The organism is Kribbella sp. NPDC006257, from assembly GCF_040613535.1.
Lineage (GTDB): Bacteria > Actinomycetota > Actinomycetes > Propionibacteriales > Kribbellaceae > Kribbella.
The window spans coordinates 37071-54816 of the sequence record NZ_JBEXSJ010000035.1 but is presented as its reverse complement, the minus strand read 5'-3'; the positions used below and the strand labels follow the sequence as shown (position 1 = coordinate 54816).

The 17746-nt window shown below is 66.8% G+C and carries 23 protein-coding genes; 13 read left to right on the top strand and 10 right to left on the bottom strand.

Going from position 1 to position 17746, the window contains the following annotated elements; all coding sequences use genetic code 11:
• Positions 1-6 precede the first annotated feature (6 nt).
• The 4 genes from ABZ004_RS32090 (at position 7) to ABZ004_RS32075 (ending at position 1574) form a co-directional block, all read left to right on the top strand.
• Entirely contained in the window at positions 7-204 is a 198-nt protein-coding gene (locus ABZ004_RS32090) for a hypothetical protein (RefSeq protein ID WP_355684856.1), read from the top strand.
• 91 nt (positions 205-295) lie between these two features.
• Positions 296-676: a TadE family protein gene (locus tag ABZ004_RS32085; RefSeq protein ID WP_355684855.1), complete on the top strand. Its 381-nt coding sequence runs from the start codon at positions 296-298 to the stop codon at positions 674-676.
• The gene (locus tag ABZ004_RS32080) at positions 673-1146 is read left to right on the top strand and encodes a hypothetical protein (protein WP_355684853.1); all 474 of its coding nucleotides are present in this window, start codon (positions 673-675) and stop codon (positions 1144-1146) included. The genes ABZ004_RS32085 and ABZ004_RS32080 overlap by 4 nt, the downstream gene beginning before the upstream one ends.
• A gap of 29 nt (positions 1147-1175) precedes the next feature.
• Positions 1176-1574 (top strand): Tad domain-containing protein, encoded by a 399-nt coding sequence (locus ABZ004_RS32075; protein ID WP_355684851.1) that lies wholly within the window; start codon positions 1176-1178, stop codon positions 1572-1574.
• Between the two features lie 5 nt (positions 1575-1579).
• Here ABZ004_RS32075 and ABZ004_RS32070 read toward each other — a convergent pair whose 3' ends face one another.
• Positions 1580-2095, bottom strand: coding sequence for a hypothetical protein (locus ABZ004_RS32070; RefSeq protein WP_355684849.1), 516 nt, complete (start codon positions 2093-2095; stop codon positions 1580-1582).
• A 60-nt stretch (positions 2096-2155) separates the two neighbouring features.
• On the opposite strand from ABZ004_RS32070, the gene ABZ004_RS32065 reads away from it, so the two are divergent.
• Entirely contained in the window at positions 2156-2950 is a 795-nt protein-coding gene (locus ABZ004_RS32065; RefSeq protein WP_355684848.1) for an SDR family oxidoreductase, read from the top strand.
• Between the two features lie 24 nt (positions 2951-2974).
• Here the strand turns inward: ABZ004_RS32065 and ABZ004_RS32060 are convergent, their stop codons facing one another.
• Positions 2975-3799, bottom strand: coding sequence for an NAD(P)H-binding protein (locus tag ABZ004_RS32060; protein ID WP_355684847.1), 825 nt, complete (start codon positions 3797-3799; stop codon positions 2975-2977).
• Positions 3800-3870: 71 nt separating this feature from the next.
• Here ABZ004_RS32060 and ABZ004_RS32055 point away from each other — a divergent pair, with 71 nt between their 5' ends.
• The 3 genes from ABZ004_RS32055 to ABZ004_RS32045 are packed head-to-tail and all read left to right on the top strand — an operon-like array spanning position 3871 to position 6446.
• Positions 3871-4506, top strand: a complete 636-nt coding sequence (locus ABZ004_RS32055) for a TetR family transcriptional regulator (RefSeq protein ID WP_355684846.1) — start codon at positions 3871-3873, stop codon at positions 4504-4506.
• A gap of 39 nt (positions 4507-4545) precedes the next feature.
• Positions 4546-5667 (top strand): peptide chain release factor 2, encoded by a 1122-nt coding sequence (gene prfB, locus ABZ004_RS32050; RefSeq protein WP_355684844.1) that lies wholly within the window; start codon positions 4546-4548, stop codon positions 5665-5667.
• Positions 5667-6446: a pentapeptide repeat-containing protein gene (locus tag ABZ004_RS32045; protein WP_355684843.1), complete on the top strand. Its 780-nt coding sequence runs from the start codon at positions 5667-5669 to the stop codon at positions 6444-6446. The genes prfB and ABZ004_RS32045 overlap by 1 nt, the downstream gene beginning before the upstream one ends.
• Here ABZ004_RS32045 and ABZ004_RS32040 read toward each other — a convergent pair.
• Positions 6443-7870 (bottom strand): MFS transporter, encoded by a 1428-nt coding sequence (locus ABZ004_RS32040; RefSeq protein ID WP_355684841.1) that lies wholly within the window; start codon positions 7868-7870, stop codon positions 6443-6445. The genes ABZ004_RS32045 and ABZ004_RS32040 overlap by 4 nt on opposite strands.
• Before the next feature lie 113 nt (positions 7871-7983).
• Between ABZ004_RS32040 and ABZ004_RS32035 the strand changes: the two genes are divergently transcribed.
• Positions 7984-8862 carry a helix-turn-helix transcriptional regulator gene (locus ABZ004_RS32035; protein ID WP_355684839.1) on the top strand — a complete coding sequence of 293 codons (879 nt, stop codon included), beginning with the start codon at positions 7984-7986 and terminating at the stop codon, positions 8860-8862.
• Positions 8863-8935: 73 nt separating this feature from the next.
• On the opposite strand, the gene ABZ004_RS32030 is transcribed toward ABZ004_RS32035, so the two are convergent.
• Together ABZ004_RS32030 and ABZ004_RS32025 are read right to left on the bottom strand one after the other, a co-directional pair.
• Positions 8936-9880, bottom strand: a complete 945-nt coding sequence (locus ABZ004_RS32030; RefSeq protein WP_355684838.1) for a right-handed parallel beta-helix repeat-containing protein — start codon at positions 9878-9880, stop codon at positions 8936-8938.
• Between the two features lie 314 nt (positions 9881-10194).
• Complete coding sequence (locus ABZ004_RS32025) at positions 10195-11103, bottom strand: LysR family transcriptional regulator (protein ID WP_355684837.1); 909 nt, start codon at positions 11101-11103, stop codon at positions 10195-10197.
• 73 nt (positions 11104-11176) lie between these two features.
• Between ABZ004_RS32025 and ABZ004_RS32020 the strand changes: the two genes are divergently transcribed.
• Positions 11177-12082 (top strand): EamA family transporter, encoded by a 906-nt coding sequence (locus tag ABZ004_RS32020; RefSeq protein ID WP_355684836.1) that lies wholly within the window; start codon positions 11177-11179, stop codon positions 12080-12082.
• Positions 12083-12086: 4 nt separating this feature from the next.
• Here the strand turns inward: ABZ004_RS32020 and ABZ004_RS32015 are convergent, their stop codons facing one another.
• Genes ABZ004_RS32015 through ABZ004_RS32005 form a run of 3 tightly spaced genes read right to left on the bottom strand, consistent with a single transcriptional unit; the run spans position 12087 to position 14376 of the window.
• A complete protein-coding gene (locus ABZ004_RS32015) occupies positions 12087-12650 on the bottom strand; it encodes an NADAR family protein (protein ID WP_355684834.1) in 564 nt (187 codons plus the stop codon).
• Positions 12647-13366, bottom strand: coding sequence for a TIGR03943 family protein (locus ABZ004_RS32010; protein ID WP_355684831.1), 720 nt, complete (start codon positions 13364-13366; stop codon positions 12647-12649). The genes ABZ004_RS32015 and ABZ004_RS32010 overlap by 4 nt, the downstream gene beginning before the upstream one ends.
• On the bottom strand, positions 13363-14376 hold the full coding sequence (locus ABZ004_RS32005; protein WP_355684829.1) for a permease: 1014 nt from the start codon (positions 14374-14376) through the stop codon (positions 13363-13365). Before ABZ004_RS32005 ends, ABZ004_RS32010 begins: the two co-directional genes overlap by 4 nt.
• A gap of 139 nt (positions 14377-14515) precedes the next feature.
• Between ABZ004_RS32005 and ABZ004_RS32000 the strand changes: the two genes are divergently transcribed.
• Positions 14516-15697 carry a serpin family protein gene (locus ABZ004_RS32000; protein ID WP_355684827.1) on the top strand — a complete coding sequence of 394 codons (1182 nt, stop codon included), beginning with the start codon at positions 14516-14518 and terminating at the stop codon, positions 15695-15697.
• Here ABZ004_RS32000 and ABZ004_RS31995 read toward each other — a convergent pair.
• Both ABZ004_RS31995 and ABZ004_RS31990 read right to left on the bottom strand, forming a co-directional pair.
• The gene (locus tag ABZ004_RS31995) at positions 15694-16230 is read right to left on the bottom strand and encodes a helix-turn-helix domain-containing protein (protein WP_355684826.1); all 537 of its coding nucleotides are present in this window, start codon (positions 16228-16230) and stop codon (positions 15694-15696) included. The two genes, ABZ004_RS32000 and ABZ004_RS31995, sit on opposite strands and share 4 nt — an antisense overlap.
• Positions 16227-16646, bottom strand: a complete 420-nt coding sequence (locus tag ABZ004_RS31990; RefSeq protein WP_355684825.1) for an SRPBCC family protein — start codon at positions 16644-16646, stop codon at positions 16227-16229. Before ABZ004_RS31990 ends, ABZ004_RS31995 begins: the two co-directional genes overlap by 4 nt.
• Before the next feature lie 125 nt (positions 16647-16771).
• Here ABZ004_RS31990 and ABZ004_RS31985 point away from each other — a divergent pair, with 125 nt between their 5' ends.
• The gene (locus tag ABZ004_RS31985; protein WP_355684824.1) at positions 16772-16957 is read left to right on the top strand and encodes a hypothetical protein; all 186 of its coding nucleotides are present in this window, start codon (positions 16772-16774) and stop codon (positions 16955-16957) included.
• A gap of 39 nt (positions 16958-16996) precedes the next feature.
• The gene (locus ABZ004_RS31980) at positions 16997-17674 is read left to right on the top strand and encodes a PhzF family phenazine biosynthesis protein (RefSeq protein ID WP_355684822.1); all 678 of its coding nucleotides are present in this window, start codon (positions 16997-16999) and stop codon (positions 17672-17674) included.
• Positions 17675-17746 lie beyond the last annotated feature (72 nt).

Below are 17746 nucleotides of genomic sequence, written 5' to 3'. Positions count from 1 at the left end.
GAACCCATGTCCCTACTGTTGACCAAGTTGTTCCTGACTCTGGTGCTGAAGCCACGACCGGCCCAGAAGGAGCGCGGCGACGTTCCTGGCTGGGTGCTGATCACGGTGATGACCGCAGGTCTGGTCGTCGCGATCTGGGCGCTGGCAGCAGACCAGCTCAAGTCCATGCTGGAAAAGGCCCTGGACTCCGTCACCAACAAGTGACGTCCCGGAATGAGCGCCAGTGATGTCCTGGAATGAGCGCGAGTGATGTCGAGGAACGAGCGCAACTGATGTCGAGGAACGAGCGGATCTGATGTCCCGGAACGAGCGTGGGTCGGCGGTGGTCGACTTCGTCATGGTGTCGACGCTTGTCGTGCCGTTGTTCCTGGGGATCCTGCAGGTCGGGTTGTTTCTCTATGTACGGAACACGGTGACGGCTGCGGCGTCCGAGGGCGCCCACTACGCGGCCGTGCTGAACCGCGAGCCGGCTGATGGTGAGGCGCGAACCAGGGAGTTGGTGGACGGCGTCGTACGCAACGAGCTGATCGACTCGGTGACCGCGGAAGCCACCGGCGTTGATGGTCAGCCTGGCGTGCAGGTCGTCGTCGAGGCGCACATGCCACCGCTCGGTCTATGGGGACCCGGGATCAAGTTCCACGTCGAGGGCCACGCAATCAAGGAGACCGGCCAATGATCCGGATGGGTGCGATGTTCCGGCTGAGGGCGCGGGATGAGCGGGGGAGTGCGGTGGTCGAGTTCTCCTGGTTGGCTTTGTTGCTGATGGTTCCGCTGGTTTACGTGATGCTCGGCGTCTTCGACGTCCAGCGCGCGTCGTACGGGGCGACTGCTGCGACGCGTGCCGCCGCGCGGGCGTTCATCATCGTGCCGGCGGGATTGACCGAGGACGATGCGCGGTCGAGGGCTTTCGAGGCAGCGCGGCTGGCGATGAAGGACCAGGGCGTTGAGCTGAGCTCGGAACAGTTGAAGATCACCTGCAACCCCGCCTGTCTCGAACCAGGGTCGACCGTCACCGTCGAACTGAACACCGAGATGCCACTCCCGCTGATCCCCGCCGCACTCGGCGGCGAACGGCCGGCGGTCCACATCAGCTCCGTCCACACCGAGCCGTACGGCGACTACCGAGAAGCCAAGGGCAACCGATGAAGGAGCGCAGGCGGGATGAGCGGGGGCAGATGAGTGTGTTGATCATTGGGTTCGTGGCGGTTGTGTTGTTGATGATTGTGGTGGTGACTGACATCTCGAAGGTGTTTCTGGTTCGGCGGGATCTAGATTCGACGGCTGATGGGGCAGTGCTCGCGGCGGCGAACGGGTTGGCGGCGATCTATGCCCAGGGCGGATCGGGTGAGAACGCGCAGATTGATGCGGACGAGGCTCGTCGGCTGACTGCGGAGTACTTGGAATCTGTTGACGCGAGCAACCGTTTCGACGGGCTCGACTGGACCGCCGACGTCGACGGCACTACCGTCACCGTCCACCTTTCCTCAGCAGTCGGCCTCCCCTTCCAACCACCAGGTTGGCAAGGCAGCGCCGACATCACTTCGGATGCAGCAGCCGTCGTGCCGATTCGTTGATCGCGTCAGGCTTCGGGAGTTCTGCGCTGTCGGTAGCGGGAGCGGAACTTCGAGTCGTACTCCAACTGGACGTAGCCCGAGGAGTGCACGCCCACCGCGATGCATCCCATGGCCAGGAACACGATCCCCGCGACGATGGAGATATGCCAGAAGGCAGCGGTCAGGCCGACGAATGCCGAGCCCTGGGCGACTGCTTTGGCGATGCTGACGAGCGCGGACCTGCTCGCGCGATGACGGAACTCCTCCTGCCGGTTCAGCACCAGTAGCGCGGCGAGCAACGGGATCGAGACAGCGAAGGCGATCACGGAGACCATCGCCGACGGATCGAGTGAGGACTCGGTCAGGAACGGCTGCACCACCACCAGCCCCGCGGCCGCCAACCCGCCGAAGACGAGGTTGGACTGACGGATCCATTCCGCCTGGGCGGCCGGGTCCGAGGCCGCGTCCTCGACCTCCTGCCGAATGCGCTCGGCTTCCACGGCCTGATCCTGCGCTGCCAGGAGGTCCTCGTCCTCAGTCATGCGCCCATCCTCACCAAGCCCTTCCACGGCAGCAACCACCGGGTGGGGGACGATGGGGAGATGCGGATCGACTTGATGGGGCGGCGGGCGTTGGTTTCGGGGTCTAGTCAGGGGATCGGGCTGGCGATCGCTACCGAACTGGCGCGGGCCGGAGCGACGGTGGTGGTGAACGGACGTGCGCAGGAGAAGACCGAGGCGGCTGCCGCGGCCGTGCGCGCGGAAGTACCGGAGGCTGAGGTGCAGGCTGTCGCGGCGGATCTTGCGTCGGCCGACGGAGCCGCGTCGCTCAAGGAAGAGGTCGGCGACCTCGACATCCTGGTGAACAACCTCGGCATCTTCGAGTCCCGGCCGGTGCTGGAGATCGACGACGACGAATGGCGCCGCTACTTCGAAGTCAACGTGCTCTCCGCCGTCCGGCTGATCCGGATGTACCTGCCCGGCATGATGGAACGCGGCTTCGGCCGGGTGATGAACATTGCCAGCGACTCCGCCGTCGTGACCCCGCTCGAGATGGTGCACTACGGGGTGACGAAGACGGCGCTGCTCGCGGTGACGCGCGGCTATGCGAAGGCGGCGGCCGGCACCGGGGTCACGGTCAACTCGGTGATGGCCGGTCCGACGCACACCCCCGGCGTGGAGGACTTCGTCGGTGAGCTGGTCGGGGACGACAAGCCGTGGGACGAGGCGCAGAGCCAATTCATGAAGGAGCACCGCCCGTACTCCCTGATCCAGCGACTCATCGAGCCGGCCGAGATCGGCAACCTGGTCGTCTATCTCAGCTCCACCCAGGCCTCCGCCACCACCGGCGGCGCCCTCCGGGTAGACGGCGGCTACATCGACTCGATCCTGCCTTAGAACAAGCCTGGGTGGTCGGTGACCTCAGAACAGGCCCGGGTGGTCGGCGAGCCAGGTGCGGAAGGTGCGGCCTGGGTGGGCGGTGAGGAGTTCTACGGTGGGCTCGATGGGGTGGGGCGAGCCGATGCGGCTGGCCCAGTAGGACATCAGGGACTCGAACTGGGCGGGGTTGCGCATGGTTGAGGCCATCTCGACGCGGGCCTGATCGGGGGTGAGGTCTACCGCCTCGATCGGTACGCCGGTGAGCTCGGTGATGAGTTCGATCTGGTGGCGCCGGGTCATCGATTCGGGCCCGGTCATCGGGTAGTGCTTGCCGTCGTGCTCGGCTCCGGGGCCGTCGAGGAGGACCTGGACGGCGACGTCGGCGATGTCCTGCTCGTGGATCGGGGCCTCTTCGGCGTCCAGGTAGGGCAGCCGGATCTGGCCGGTGGCGCGGACGGCGTACGACCAGTAGATGGCGTTCGTCATGAAGGTGCCGGGCTGCAGGAACGTCGTCGCATACGAGGCGGTGGCGAAGGCGCGCTCGGTTTGGGCGTGCGGGTCGGCGGCGGCCTTGCCGTTGTCGGCGTGCGACGAGAGCGATGAGAGCAGGACGACCTGCTTCACGCCGGCGGCTTCGGCGGCTTCGGCGTACGAGGTCGCGGACGACGGGTCGGCGTACAGGAAGAGCTGGGAGACGTCCTTCAGCGCGGCCGCGAGGGAGACGGGGTCGGTCGGGTCCAGTGCGATGGCGCCGGGGAGATCGGCCGGCTCGCGGCTGGCGACGCAGACGTCGAGGCCGGCGGCGGTGAGGCCTGCGCTGACGGCGCGGGCGATCTTGCCGCGACCGCCGGTGACGAGAATGGTCATGGAGTTGCTCCAAACATGTAGTGACTACAAGATTGGAAGAAGTAAAACATGAGCGGCTAGGATCTGTCGACATGACCCTGGAAGAAGGCAGCCGGCGGGAGCGGAAGAAGCTGCTCACCCGGCAGGCGATCTCGCATGTTGCGACCGACCTCTTCCTGCAGCGCGGGTTCGACGCGGTCACCGTCGTCGAGGTGGCCGCGGCGGCCGACGTCGCGGTCCAGACCGTCTTCAATCACTTTCCGACCAAGGAAGATCTGTTCTTCGACGAGACCGGCTGGTGGACCGGGCCGGCGACGGCGGTCCGGGAAGCGCCGGCCGACCTGTCGGTGATCGAGGCGCTCAAACAGCACTATCTCGCCGTGATCCGGGGCAGGCTCGAGGCCGGCCACCTCGCCACCTGGCGGCAGTTCAGCGCGACGATCGAGGCAAGCCCCGCGTTGCAGGCTCGGCGCCGGCGGGTCGCCGAGCAGATGGAGGAGCTGCTGGTCGAGGCGCTGCAGGAGCGCGATGCCAGCCTGTCAGGGCTGACGGCACGCCTGATCGCAGCCCAGTACGCCGCCGCGCAGAAGGTCCTGGAGGCCGAGCTGGCCCAGCTCCTTCCGGTCGATGCCACCGCTGAGCAGCTCGCCACTGCCAACGCGGAACTCGAGCGAGCGGTCGACGAGGTGTTCGCAGTACTGGCTCGGGGCTTCGGCAAGAAGTACTGATTCCCGGCCGGGGCACGAGAACGGGTACGCTCCTTGGTTGTGGCTGGACCTGATTTCGACGCTGACCTGAAGGCACTCGACGCGACCCTGACGTCCATCGAGAAAGTTCTCGACGTCCCCGCGATGAAGCGCGACATCGCCGACCTCGGCGAGCAGGTCGCCGCGCCGGACCTGTGGAACGACCAGGCCAACGCGCAGAAGGTGACGTCCCGGCTGTCCCGGCTGGAGGCCGACCTCGATCGGCTGACCGGTCTGCGGACCCGCGTCGACGACCTCGGCATCATGATCGAGCTGGCCCGCGACGAGAACGACGGTGACGCGCTGGCCGAGGCCGAGCGCGAGATCGCCTCGCTGACCAAGGCGATCCAGTCGCTCGAGGTCCGCACGCTGCTGTCCGGCGAGTACGACGAGCGCGAGGCCCTCGTCACGATCCGCTCCGGCGCCGGCGGCGTCGATGCCGCGGACTTCGCCGAGATGCTGCAGCGGATGTACCTGCGCTGGGCCGAGCGGCACGGTTACCCGACCGAGGTCTACGACACGTCGTACGCCGAGGAGGCGGGCCTCAAGTCGACCACGTTCGGCGTCAAGGCGCCGTACGCCTACGGGACGCTGAGCATCGAGACCGGCACCCACCGGCTGGTCCGGATCTCGCCGTTCGACAACCAGGGCCGCCGGCAGACCTCGTTCGCCGCGGTCGAGGTGGTCCCGGTGCTGGAGCAGACCGACGAGATCGACGTACCGGAAGAAGAGCTGCGGATCGACGTGTACCGGTCGTCCGGACCGGGTGGGCAGAGCGTCAACACGACCGACTCCGCCGTCCGGATCACGCACATCCCAACCGGCACCGTGGTCTCCTGCCAGAACGAGAAGTCGCAGCTGCAGAACAAGGCCAGCGCGATGGTGATCCTGAAGGCCAAGCTGCTCGCGCTGAAGAAGGCCGAGGAGCGGGCCGAGATCGACGCGCTGCGCGGTGACGTGCAGGGCTCCTGGGGTGACCAGATGCGCTCCTACGTGCTGCACCCGTACCAGATGGTCAAGGACCTGCGGACGTTGTACGAGTCGGGAAACACCAGCGGCGTGTTCGACGGTGAGATCGACGAGTTCATCGAGGCCGGCATCCGCTGGCGCCGTACCGGTCAGCAAGCCGGCCAAGACAGCTAGTGCAGCTCGACCTCCTACGTGCGGACTGTGGCAACTGCCACGGGCTTTGTTGTGTCGCGCTGACGTTTGCGAAGTCGGCTGACTTTGCGATCGACAAGGAGGCGGGCGAGCCGTGCCCGAATCTCCAGGACGACTTTCGCTGCGGGATCCACGCGAAGCTGCGGCCCGAGGGTTTCCCGGGCTGCACGGTCTATGACTGCTTCGGTGCTGGGCAGAAGGTCTCGCGCTTGGCGGGGCCGAGTTGGCGCGAGCAGCCTGGGCAGAAGATGTTCGAGGCGCTGCCGATCATGCGGCAGCTGCATGAGCTGCTCTGGTATCTGACCGAAGCGCTCGAGCTCAAGGAAACTCGCAGTATCCATGCGGAGTTGCAGAAGACACGCCACCAGGTCGAGGAACTCACGCTGCAGGATCTGGCGACAGTGGATCTGGCGGCCGAACGGCAGCAGGTCAACGAGTTGTTGCTGCAGACAAGCAAACTCGTCCGCGGCAAGCAACCGAAGAAGAAGGACCGCCGCGGAGCTGACCTGTTCGGGGCCAAACTCCGCGGTGCGGACCTGCGGGCTGCGAACCTGCGCGGTGCCTACCTGATCGCGGCCGACCTTCGCGAGGCCGACCTCCGCCAGGCCGACCTGATCGGCGCCGACCTGCGCGACGCCGACCTGCGCGGTGCCGATCTCACCGGCGCTCTCTTCCTCACCCAGTCTCAGGTGAACGCAGCCCGCGGCGACAGCAAGACCAAACTCCCTGATGCCGTACTACGACCAACCCACTGGGGCTAGCGCAGTTTGTGGGTGACCGGTGTCATCAGGAGTGAGATCCCTACGATGCCCAGGGCTACTGCGGCGAGTGCTCCGCCGCCATGACCCCATGAGGTTCCTTCCATCGACAAGTACGCCGTACCGACAGTTGCTGCTCCCAGTGCAAGACAGGTCTGCTGACTGGTCAGCAGGATGCCGCTGCCGAGACCTGCTTGCGCCGGCGGCACCTGACCGACGACTACGCCGATCAGCGGAACCATCACCAGTCCGCTGCCGAAGCCTGCGATCAGCATCGGGATCGCCAGGGTCCATGCAGTCACGTCGGGCCACACTGTGAGCGCTACGACCGCCAGTACGGCGTACCCGACTGACTGGATGATCCAGCCGCGGAGGATGGCTCCAGCGCCGTACCGCCGCTGCAAGCGAGGTCCGTAGATCGACGTGATCAGGAAGCCGACTGCCATCGGCAGCAGGCTCAGACCGCCTTCCAGTGGGGACATCCCGGCTTCACCCTGAGTCGCCAATGCGAAGACGAACATGAAGCCGCCGAACGTGGTGAAGAAGCCCACGGCCAGGAGTAGGCCGGTCTGCATCGCGCGCAGCCGCAGTACGGTCGGTGGGATCAGTGGAGCCTGGCCAGCCTTCTCCGACCTGTGCTGGTGGAGGCCGAGCAGTGCTACTGCAGGGATGGTTGCTGCGAGCGATACCCAGGTCCAGAGCGGCCAGCCGAGTGGTCGGCCTTCGGTGAGCGGCAGGAGCAGCAGCACGAGAGTCAGAGCGAGTAGGCCGGCTCCGACGAGGTCAACTCGTTGCGCGTTGGTCGCGCGCGTCTCCGGCAGCACGATGATCGCGGCGATCAGTGCTGCGATACCGACCGGCACGTTGACGAGGAAGACCGAGCGCCAGCCGAGGTCGAAGGGGTTGGCCTCGATCAGTACGCCGCCCAGGATCTGGCCGAGTGCCGCAGCGGCACCACCGGCGACGCCGAACATGGCCATCGCGCGGGCGCGGTGCTGCCCGGTCAGCAGGCTGCTGATCGACGCGAGTACCTGCGGCGTCATGGCGGCTGCGGCGGCGCCCTGGACGACGCGGGCGGCAAGCAGTACGCCGATGGTCGGTGCGATCGCGCAGATCAGCGACAACAGGGTGAAGCCGGTGAGCCCGATCATGAAGAGCCGCTTGCGGCCGAACCCGTCGCCGAGGCGGCCGCCGACGACGAGCAGGGTGGCGTTGGCGATGCCGTAGCTGCCGACGACCAGCTGGAGTTCGCCGGGGTTGGCGTGCAGGTCGGAGCCGATCGCGGGCAGCCCGACGTTGATGATGAAGAAGGAGAGCATCGGCAGGAAGGCGCCGAAGAGAAGAGTGATCAGCGCGACTTCGCTGAGCGGTGACGCCGCGCGAGGTTCGGCCTCGGCGGCCCGGACGGAAAGGACCTGGTCTGTCATGTCCTCCAGCCTGCGGCCAGATCGAGCCTGGTGGTGAGAGCCTGGTTATCCTGGTATTGACACCACCCGGAACCAGGCTGGTAAACACTGCCACCTGCACGCACGATGGGGAAGTGAGTCTGTTGACCAGCATCCCAGCCACCACCGACAAAATGCCGTCGGGCGCCGTTGCCAAGGGGGAGCGGCGGCGGGAGCTGGCGGTGTTCCTGCGGAGCCGGCGGGAGCGGATCCGGCCGGACGAAGTGGGATTCGCGCTAGGTGGCAGGCGCCGTACGCCGGGGCTTCGGCGGGAGGAAGTCGCGCAGCTCGCCGGCGTCGGGGTCACCTGGTACACCTGGCTCGAGCAAGGCCGCGACATCAACGTGTCCGCCCAGGTGCTCGAAGCCATCGCGCGCACGCTCCGGCTCGACCGGTTGGAACGCAACCATCTCTACACGCTGGCGGGGATCTCGCTCGGTCCGGCCAGGAGCGACTGCGCCGCCCTGCCCGACTCGATCCAGCGGATGCTCGACGCGGTCTCCCCGTATCCGGCGATCGTGCTCAACGCCCGGTACGACGTACTCGCCTTCAACGACGCCTATTGCAAGGTGATCGTCGACATCGGTTCGGTCCCGCTGGAGGAGCGCAACATCCTCTGGCTGATCTTCGTCTCCCAGGACTGGCGGTGCTCCTTCGTGGAGACGGAGACGATGCGGATGCACATGGTCGCGGGCTATCGTGCCGCCCTGGCCGATCATCTCGGCGAACCGGAATGGCAGGATCTGACCGATCGGCTGCTGGCCAGTTCGCCGGAGTTCGCGCGACTGTGGGAGCAGTATGAGGTGGCAGCGCCGAGTAACAAGATCAAGCTGCTGGACCACCCGAAGCTCGGCCTGCTGCGGGTCGAGCCGGCCAATCTGTGGCTCACTCAGCTCGGGCAGCATCGAGCGATCGTGTACACCGCGGTCGACGCGGCCACCGAGGAGAAGTTCCGGATCCTGATGGACAGCTAACGGTTGCCGGGGGCGTCCAAGGTGCCCCCGGCAACCGGGTCTTAGCCAACCGGCCTGCTTCAGCTGAACGGTCTCAGCTGATCGGGATGCCTGGGTTGGTCAGCCCGCGGCCGCCGGTGACCGTGTTGGAGCGATCGATCGTCACCTTGCACGAGTTCGCGTCGTAGTTGGTGATGTTGAACGCGTACCGCCCGGCGCCGGTCGCACCGGTCAGATCCGACTTGTTGTTCCGGAACACCGTCCCGCAACCCCAGCCGTCCTGCTGCTCATGCGTCTCGTACCCGTTGTTCGTGGTGTTCTTGCCGGTGTTGTTCTCGATCACGTAGTTGTTGCCTTTGACATCGACCCAGCTGTCGTCGTAGTTCGCGCCGGTCAGCCCACGGCCGTCGAAGCTGTTGCCGGCGACCCGACCGCCCTTGGTGCCTTCCTTCAGGTCGACCGCCTCGCCGCCGACGTCAGGCCCGATCGTGTTGTCGAGGATCTGCACATTGTCGGACTTGTCGTCCAGGCCGCCGGCGCTCCCGACGTACACGCCTTCGCCCATCCCGCGGCCGTCGTTGCCGGTGTCGTAGATCCTCGAGTTCCGGATCGTTCCGTAGGTGCTGCTGTTGCGGAAGTGCACGCCTTCCATGTCGAGGCCGTGCACGGTGACACCGTCGATCACGACCCGGGTCGCGGCGTCGATCATGATGCCTTTCTGGCCGCCGGTGACGGTGATTCCCTGCACCTGCCAGTAGCTCGCGCCGTTCAGGTGCAGACCGTAGCCGCCGCTCGCGGTGAGGACCGCGTTGGCGCTGCCGGTCAGTGTGATCGGCGCCGACGAGCTACCCGAGACGGTGGTCTTGAAGTTGCCGGTATAGGTGCCGTCGGCAAGTTTGATGATGTCGCCGGCACGGGCGTTGGTCAGCGCGGTCTTGAGTTGGGCCGCGGTGCTGACGTTCACCGTCGCCGCGTGGGCGGGCAGTACGGCGAAGGTCAGCAGGATCGGTAGAGCGGCTGCTGCACGGAGCAGTTTCATCAGGGTTGCCTTTCGGTGGACGACGGAAGGGGGCGTTGCGTCGTACCCAGGGGATGCGACCGGGGCCGGCGACGGGGCGGTGCCGCCGGCTCAGGACCTGACTCGCTCGATCACAATTAGGAAAGTTTCCTAATAGTTCACGGAAGGTAGCGGCGAGCGCTTTCCGCTGTCAACAGGTCGCCGTAGGTAAACGAACAAATTCCCGCCCTCTGGAACAAAGTCGAGCCGGTACGCCGTGCCGCGGGATGACCCGCCCGACAAAGGTGAGCGGCTACGCCGCGTCGCGAGGCGCCCAAGCCGCACAGGTTGAGCGGCTATGCGGTGTCGCGGGAAGTCCAGGCGGATTTGAGGGCGGCGAGGGTTGCTGTGATGGCGGGGCGGCGGGTGGTTGCGGTGCGCCAGATGGCGTAGAGGCGTCGGCTCGGGGCGGGAGTCAGCGGTACTACGGTGACGCCCGCCGGCACCGGGCCGCGGCCGAGTCGGGGGAGCAGGCCGATTCCGATGCCCTGGGCAAGCATTGCGAGCTGGGTCTGGTACTCCGCGACCGAGTACACCACTTCCGGCTCGACCCCCGTCTTGCGCATCGTCCGGACCAGCCAGTCGTGACAGATCGACCCTACCGGCTGACAGATCCAGCGCTCGCCGACCAGATCATCAGCGCGCACGAATTCCTTACCTGCCAGGCGATGCGACGTCGGCACCAGGATGTCCGCGGGATCCGACCCGAGCTTCACCCGGGACAGCTCCTCCGGCAGACTCAAGGGCGAGTTGTGCCAGTCATGCACCACCGCCACATGAATCTCGCCACGCGCCACGGCTGCAACAGCGTCGTAGGGATCAGTCTCCGCCACCCGCATGTCAAGCGCCGGGTGATCACGAAGAAGTCGAGGCAGCACCACCGGAAGCAAACCGCGCGCCGCTGTCGGAAATGCAGCGATCACCAGCGAGCCGATCGCCTCGCCGCGCTGCTCCTCCAGCGTCAGTTCCGCATCCTCGACCAGCTGCAGCACCTGTGCCGCGGTGGCGGCCAACTGCTGCGCCGCATCCGTCAGCACAATGCCGCGGCCGCGTCGTTCGAGCAGTGTCGTCCGGGTCTCACGCTCCAGCTTGGCCAACTGCTGCGAGATCGCCGACGGTGTGTAGCCCAGCGCCTCCGCCGCGCTACCGACCGAACCGTAGACCGCGACGGCATGCAGGGCGCGCAACCGGCCCAGATCGATCATGTAGCACTCCTACAGTGTCAGCCATAGCAATCTTCGCTGGTCCTTAACTGTAGTGCACCACAGACTGGTGCCCATGAACCCTCGTCACGTGCTGCTCGCGCTCGCCGTCGTGGTCGTCTGGGGCGTCAACTTCGTCGTCATCGAGGTCGGCCTGGAAGGCTTCCCGCCCCTGCTGTTCTCCGCCCTGCGCTTCTTCTTCGCGGCGGTACCGGCGATCTTCCTGCTCGGCAGACCTCGGGTCGCCTGGCGATACGTGATCGCGGTCGGCCTCGCCCTCGGCGTAGCGAAGTTCGGCTTGCTCTTCATCGCGATGGATCACGGCGTACCGGCCGGGCTGGCTTCGCTGGTCCTGCAGAGCCAGGTGATCTTCACGCTGCTGTTCGCAGTACTGGTTCTCCGGGAGCGGCCGCGCCGGACGCAGGTCGCGGGGATCGCGATCGCCTTCCTGGGTCTCGTTCTGATCATGCTCGACGGAGGACTGTCGGCACCGCTCGGCGCCCTCGCGTTGGTGATCGCGGCCGGCGTCTGCTGGGGTGTCTCGAACACCGTCACCCGGCACGCGAAACCCAAGGACACCTTGCGATTCATGGTCTGGGTCAGCGCGGTCGCCGTATTACCCCTGCTCTCACTCTCCCTGCTGACAGAAGGCGCCGGCCGCGATCTCGAGGCCTTGCGCAACATCAGCCTCACCGGAGTAGGAGCCATCGGCTACCTCTCCTTCGTGGCCACGTTGTTCGGCTTCGGCGTGTGGGGCTTCCTGCTGCGCACGTACGACGCGAGCACGGTCGCCCCGTTCTCCCTCCTGGTCCCGGTCGTCGGGATGGCAGCAGCCTGGGTACTCCGCGGCGAGGCGGTCGGCCTCCAACAGGCACTCGCGGCCGTCCTCATCATCGGCGGCATGGCCTGCACGGTGATCCGCCGGCGCACCCGCAACAAGGCACAATCCCCGGAGCGGATCCTCAGCAAGTCACCCGCCTGACCGCTCAGTGGACCGTGCCAGCGAGTTGCTGGCGAGCTTGCATGAGGGCGAAGCCGAGGAGGTTGAGGCCGCGCCACTGGGCCGGGTGCTCGGCGCGTTCGTCGGTGGCCGCTAGGCCGATGCCCCAGATGCGGTCGACCGGGCTGGCTTCGACCAGGACGCGGGAACCGGTGCCGAGCAGATAGTCCAGCAGCGGTTGGTTCTGGGAGAACTTCTGGATGTTGCCCTCGACAACCAGCTCGAATCGGTGCCGGTTCCAGACCTCGGTGTCGAAGCCGCGCACCTCCCGGCCGATCGCCTTCGCCTGCTGCGGATGCCCGGCCGCGATCGCGGCGGCTTCGGCGGCCGTGTCGCCGAAGAGGCGCGCCTTGCCAGCCATCATCCAGTGCTCGGCGGTGCTGTAGCGGACGCCGTCGACCGTGAACGGCGCAGAGAACCATTGACTGAGGCAACTGTTGTCGATGACCCCGTCGCGGCGTGGCGTGTCGCCCCAGAAGAACACGTACTTGTAGCGCTTCTTGGCGGCCAGCCCTTCGAGCAGGTCGGCCGTGGACAGTGGCGCCGTCACTCGTACTGGTTGGCCGGCGGTGTCACTGGCTGCACCCCGGTGATGGTCAGCGCGGCGACGTCGCCGTCCGCGCGTTTGGTCGGCTCGGCCCACTCGCCCGTCACGGTCACCCACTGGTTCTTCGGCGGCGCTGCCTGCCCGCGCGCCTCGACCATGAACGCGGTCCCGTCCGCCACGCAGCAGGTCAGGCCGATCCGCGACACGTACCACGTGCCGTTCTTCCCGGGCGTGACGAACCCGGTCAGCTGGAAATTCCGGCCCTTCATGCTCTCCTTCTCCCAGACCGCCCAGACGGCGTAATCCCGCACAGCCAACGGTACCGGGGTATCGCTCTGCGCGCTGTCGGCCAACCACGACTGCCCCTTGGGCGCGATCGGTTTCGCCGCCACCGGCGACTGCCGCTGCGCCGCATCGGCCCCGAGCGCGGGCGGATCGACGACCAGCAAAGCGAAGACAGGGATCAACAGCAGCCAAGCAGCCCGAGGCAGACCGTGATGCCCATGACCGTCATCATCAGCCGGTACTGCGTGGTCGTCCTTCTTACGGGTGTCAGCGAGCACGTCCACCACGGCGAGCACGATCAGAACCGCCCCGGCGGCGAGCAGCATCCATCGCATCCCGGGCTTCACATACCGCAGATAGGTCCCCGAGGTCGCGAGCTGCACCACCGCGGCTCCGACGAACACCACGACGAGCCCAGCGACATTTCGCCTCACAGCAACCACCATCCGACGAGAAGACTGGTCAAGATCGCCACCACGAACGTGGCCGGCGCGAACCGCACCGCAAAACGCGGCCCGAACGTCCCGGTCTGCAACGCGATCAGCTTCACGTCCACGATCGGGCCGACCACCATGAACGCGAGCCGCGCGGTCAACGAGAACTGGGTCAGGCTGGCCGCCACGAACGCGTCCGCCTCGGAGCAGATCGCCAGCAGCACCGCGAGCAGCCCGAGCACGACCACCGAGATGAGCAGGTTGCTCGCCACATGATCGAGCCACTGCCGCGGTACGACGACGTTCAGCGTGGCCGCCGCGGCCGCGCCGACCACCAGGAACCCGCCCGCGTGCAGGAAGTCGTGCAGCATCGACGACCGGAACACCTCGAGCTTCCCGGTCCCCTCGGCATGCCGGTTCTTCGGCATCTTCAGCCAGTCGCTGCCCTTCCCGGTCAGCAACCACAGCCAGCCGAGGATCATCGACACCGCCAGCGACGTGACGGCCCGCGCGATGACGACCTTGGGCTGCCCCGGGAACGCGACCGCGGTCGAGGCCAGCACGACCGGATTGATCGCCGGCGCCGACAGCAGGAACGCGATCGCCGCGGCCGGCGTGACGCCCCGGTTCATCAACGCGGCCGAGACCGGCACGGACGCACACTCACACCCCGGCAGGATCACGCCGGAACAACTTGCCACCGGTACGGCGAGGGCCGGGTGCTTGGGCAGCGCCTTCGCAAAGAAGCTGGCCGGGACGAACGCGGTCAGCGCGGCCGACAGCAGTACGCCGAGCACCAGGAACGGCATCGCCTGCACGGTGACGCCGACGAACATCGTCGCCCAGGTCCGGACCCCGTCGTCGGTGAACGCTCCGGCGAAGATCTTCCGCCCGAACAGCGCCAGCCCGACCAGCAGGACCAGCGTCGCGGTGAACGCGATCGAGGACCCCGCCGGCTCGGGATTTTTCGGCTCCTGGGTCACTTCCGCGGTGTCGACAGGCGTCGTCATGGGCCGCATCCTGACACAACACAACGCACCCGAACGAGCACACACCGCACTACTGAAATGAAAATCACCGTCATCACGGCAAATACTCGAACCGCCCGGAACGAGTTGTCTTCGGTCCACCGCGTGGCAGGGTGGGGGTATGGATGCCAAGGTCGTGCAAGCCGTCGGGACGCTGACTGAGCGATGGGTGCGGGAGCTGCCGCCTGGCAACACCGTGGTGTCCGGGTTGGGGCTGTGGCCGTTGCTGGCGTTGCTCGCGACGGCGGCCGATGAGCCTGGCCGGAGTGAGCTTGCCGAAGCGGCGGGGGTGGACGCCAACAGGGCAGCCGACGATGCTGTTCAGCTCATCGAGAGTCTCGACGAGTCGACTGACCTCCACGCTGCCCTGGCCGTCTGGGTGCACGAGCAGCTCAAGCTCAGCGAGTCGTTCGACACCGTAGTTCCGGCTGCGTTGGCTGGGACGCTCACTGGTGACCTCACCGCCGACAAGGCGAAGCTCGATGCGTGGGCCGCAGAGCATACCGACGGGTTGATCCGCGAGATGCCGCTGGAGGTGACGCCGGATCTGGCCGTCGTACTGGCTTCCGCGCTGTGCCTCAAGACGACGTGGAGCAAGCCTTTCAAGGAGCAGATCAAGCGCCCCTACGACGGGCCGTGGGCGGGCTCGTGGCATTGGCTCGAGCGGACCGACCGCGACCTCGATTCCGTACGCCGGTACGCCGACCCCGCTGCCGGTCCGCTGACCGTGATCACGGTGCAGGGTGATGCCGACGTCGACATCCTGCTCGCGATCGGCGAGGCCGGTTCCGAGCGTTCCGACGTACTGGCCGGGCTGGTTGCGGCGTCGGCGAAGCCTTCCGAGGGTGAACCGGGGAGTGCGTTGGTGGAGCTCGGCGAGCCGGGGGAGGAGGTCGCGCCGGGGATCAAGATCGGGCTGACCACCTCGTCGCTGCCGGAGCTGAAGCTGTCGCTGCCGTCGTTCAACATCCAGGTCGAGCATGACCTGCTAGCTCAGCGGGAGCTCTTCGGCCTCACCACTGTCGCAAGTCCACCGGCCGGCGCCGGTCATTTCTCCGGGATCAGCCCCGACCAACTGGTAGTCGGATCAGCAAAACAGACCGTCCTCGCCCGCTTCTTCGCCACCGGCTTCGAAGCAGCCGCCGTCACCGCGATGGGCTTGATGCGCACCTCGATGCCAACCACGCAGGCCCGCCGGCTGGAGGTAGCCCTCGACCGCCCCTTCGCCTTCACCGCCGTACTGCGAACCACCCGCCTCCCCATCGTCACCGGCTGGCTAGCCCAACCCACCGAACCTGGCTAAACCGCGAACAGGCGGTTGAGGAGGTCCGCGGCCTCGTCGACGCCTTGTTTGTCGCCGGTGAGGAGTAGGTCGAACAGGAGGCCGCGAGAGGCGGCGAGGCCCAGCCGCGCGTACGCCGGGGCCTCGGCGGGCGGGATGCCGGCGCGGATACAGAGGTCGGTGAGCGGCGGGAGCCAGACGTTGATCAGGTCCGCCTTCAGCGCCTCGGTATGCGGCTGGTCCTGCATCGCGTGCGCGGAGAGCTCGAAGAACAACGGGCCGTAGATCAGCGCGGCCTCGGTGACGCGGCGCCAGAATTCCGCGGACTGTTCGGTAACCGTGCCCTGGTCCTCGAGCGAGGCGAGCAGGTCGCGCTGCTGCTGCTCGACCGTGCGGACGACCTCGGCGAGCAGACCTTCGCGGGAGCCGAAGTGGTAGATCAGCATCCGGTGGCTGGTGCCGATCGCGGTCGCGATCGCGCGCAGGCTCGCGTCGCCGATGCCGTTGCGGGCGAAGTGCTCGATCGCGTCGGTCAGCAGGGTCGCGCGGCTCACGCCTGCTCGCTGACCTTCTTCAGGCTTTCCGTCTCGAGCGCGAGGTAGCGCTTGGTGAGGTTGGCGTAGAGCCTGCCGAACAACCAGCCGAGCGGGCCCTCTTGGATGATCGTCGCGGTCGCAACGGCGCCTTCCGGCGTACTGACCACCCGATGTCCGCCGGTGGTCTTGATCCCGGGAGCGCGGGAGACCCACTCGAAGTACTCGCCTTCCTGGAGTTCGGTCACCTCCCAGACCGCCACCGGGAGCTTCGGCTGGCGGATCCGGGTTCGGGCGCCGAGGTGGATCGGGCCCTCGTCGAGCCGCTCGACCTGGTCGACCGTCGGGGTCCACTCGGGCCACTTGGCGACGTCGCTGAAGACTGCCCAGACGCGTTCCGCCGGGGCCTGGACGGTGATGGAGTGATCGAAGCGCATGTACCAAATGGTACATCTCTCGGTGTCGTGGTGGCGATGAGCAGAGCGTGACGGAGCGTAAGAGTCAGGTCAGAACGGCGATTGCAGTGGGCTGACGGTCCGGCGCCCCCGGTAGGGTCTGCGGCATGACTGACCAGAACCTCACGGAGAACGAGCAGGACCCGGGTGCGAACACGCAGATGTTCCGCGCCTTCGTGAACGAGGCCAAGACCGAGGCGGCCGAAGAGCCCAAGGTCAACGGCCGCACGCTGGCCATCGTGGGCGGCGTCGTCGTCCTGATCGCCGTCATCGCCGCGATCCTCGTTTTCTGACCCGCCCCCTCTCCCACCTTCGACCGCGGAGCACCGGCTGTGACCACCGTCGACGTGCACGTCGTACGGGTCTTCGTCGACCCCTCCGGTGCCTTCGGGAACCCGCTCGGCATCGTCGACGGCACCCTGGTCCCTGTTGATGCAAGGCTCGGGGTGGCGGCAGCGCTCGGCTACAGCGAGACCGTCTTCATCGACGATCCCGCCGACGGCGTCCTGCAGATCTTCACCCCGACCGTCGAGATGCCCTTCGCCGGCCACCCCACGGTCGGCGTCGCCTGGTGGCTGCATTCCCAGGGCTACGACACGCCCGTACTACGAGTGCCCGCCGGCCCGGTCCCCGTGACCCGATCGGGCGACATCACCTCGGTCCAAGCAGACCCTTCCTGGGGCAGCACCTTCACCTGGCGCCAGCTGGAATCTCCCGACGAGGTCCTAGCCGCGGACCCTGCATCCTTCTCCGACGACCACACCTACCTCTGGTCCTGGATCTCAGAAGAAACCGGCACGATCCGCTCCCGCATGTTCGCCCCCGCCATGGGCATCCCCGAAGACGAAGCAACAGGCTCCGCCGCCACCCAACTAACCGCCCGCCTAGCCCGCCCCCTCCACATCACCCAAGGCACCGGCTCCCAACTCCTCACCACTCTCATCAGCCCCACCGCAGTAACCGTCGGAGGCCGAGTAGCCGCAGCCCCCTCCCACACCTTCAACCTCTGACGCGTCACGCTTCCTGAGGTTCGACGCTCCCTCCGCTTTCCTTGCTTCACCTCTGACTCGTCACGGTTCCTG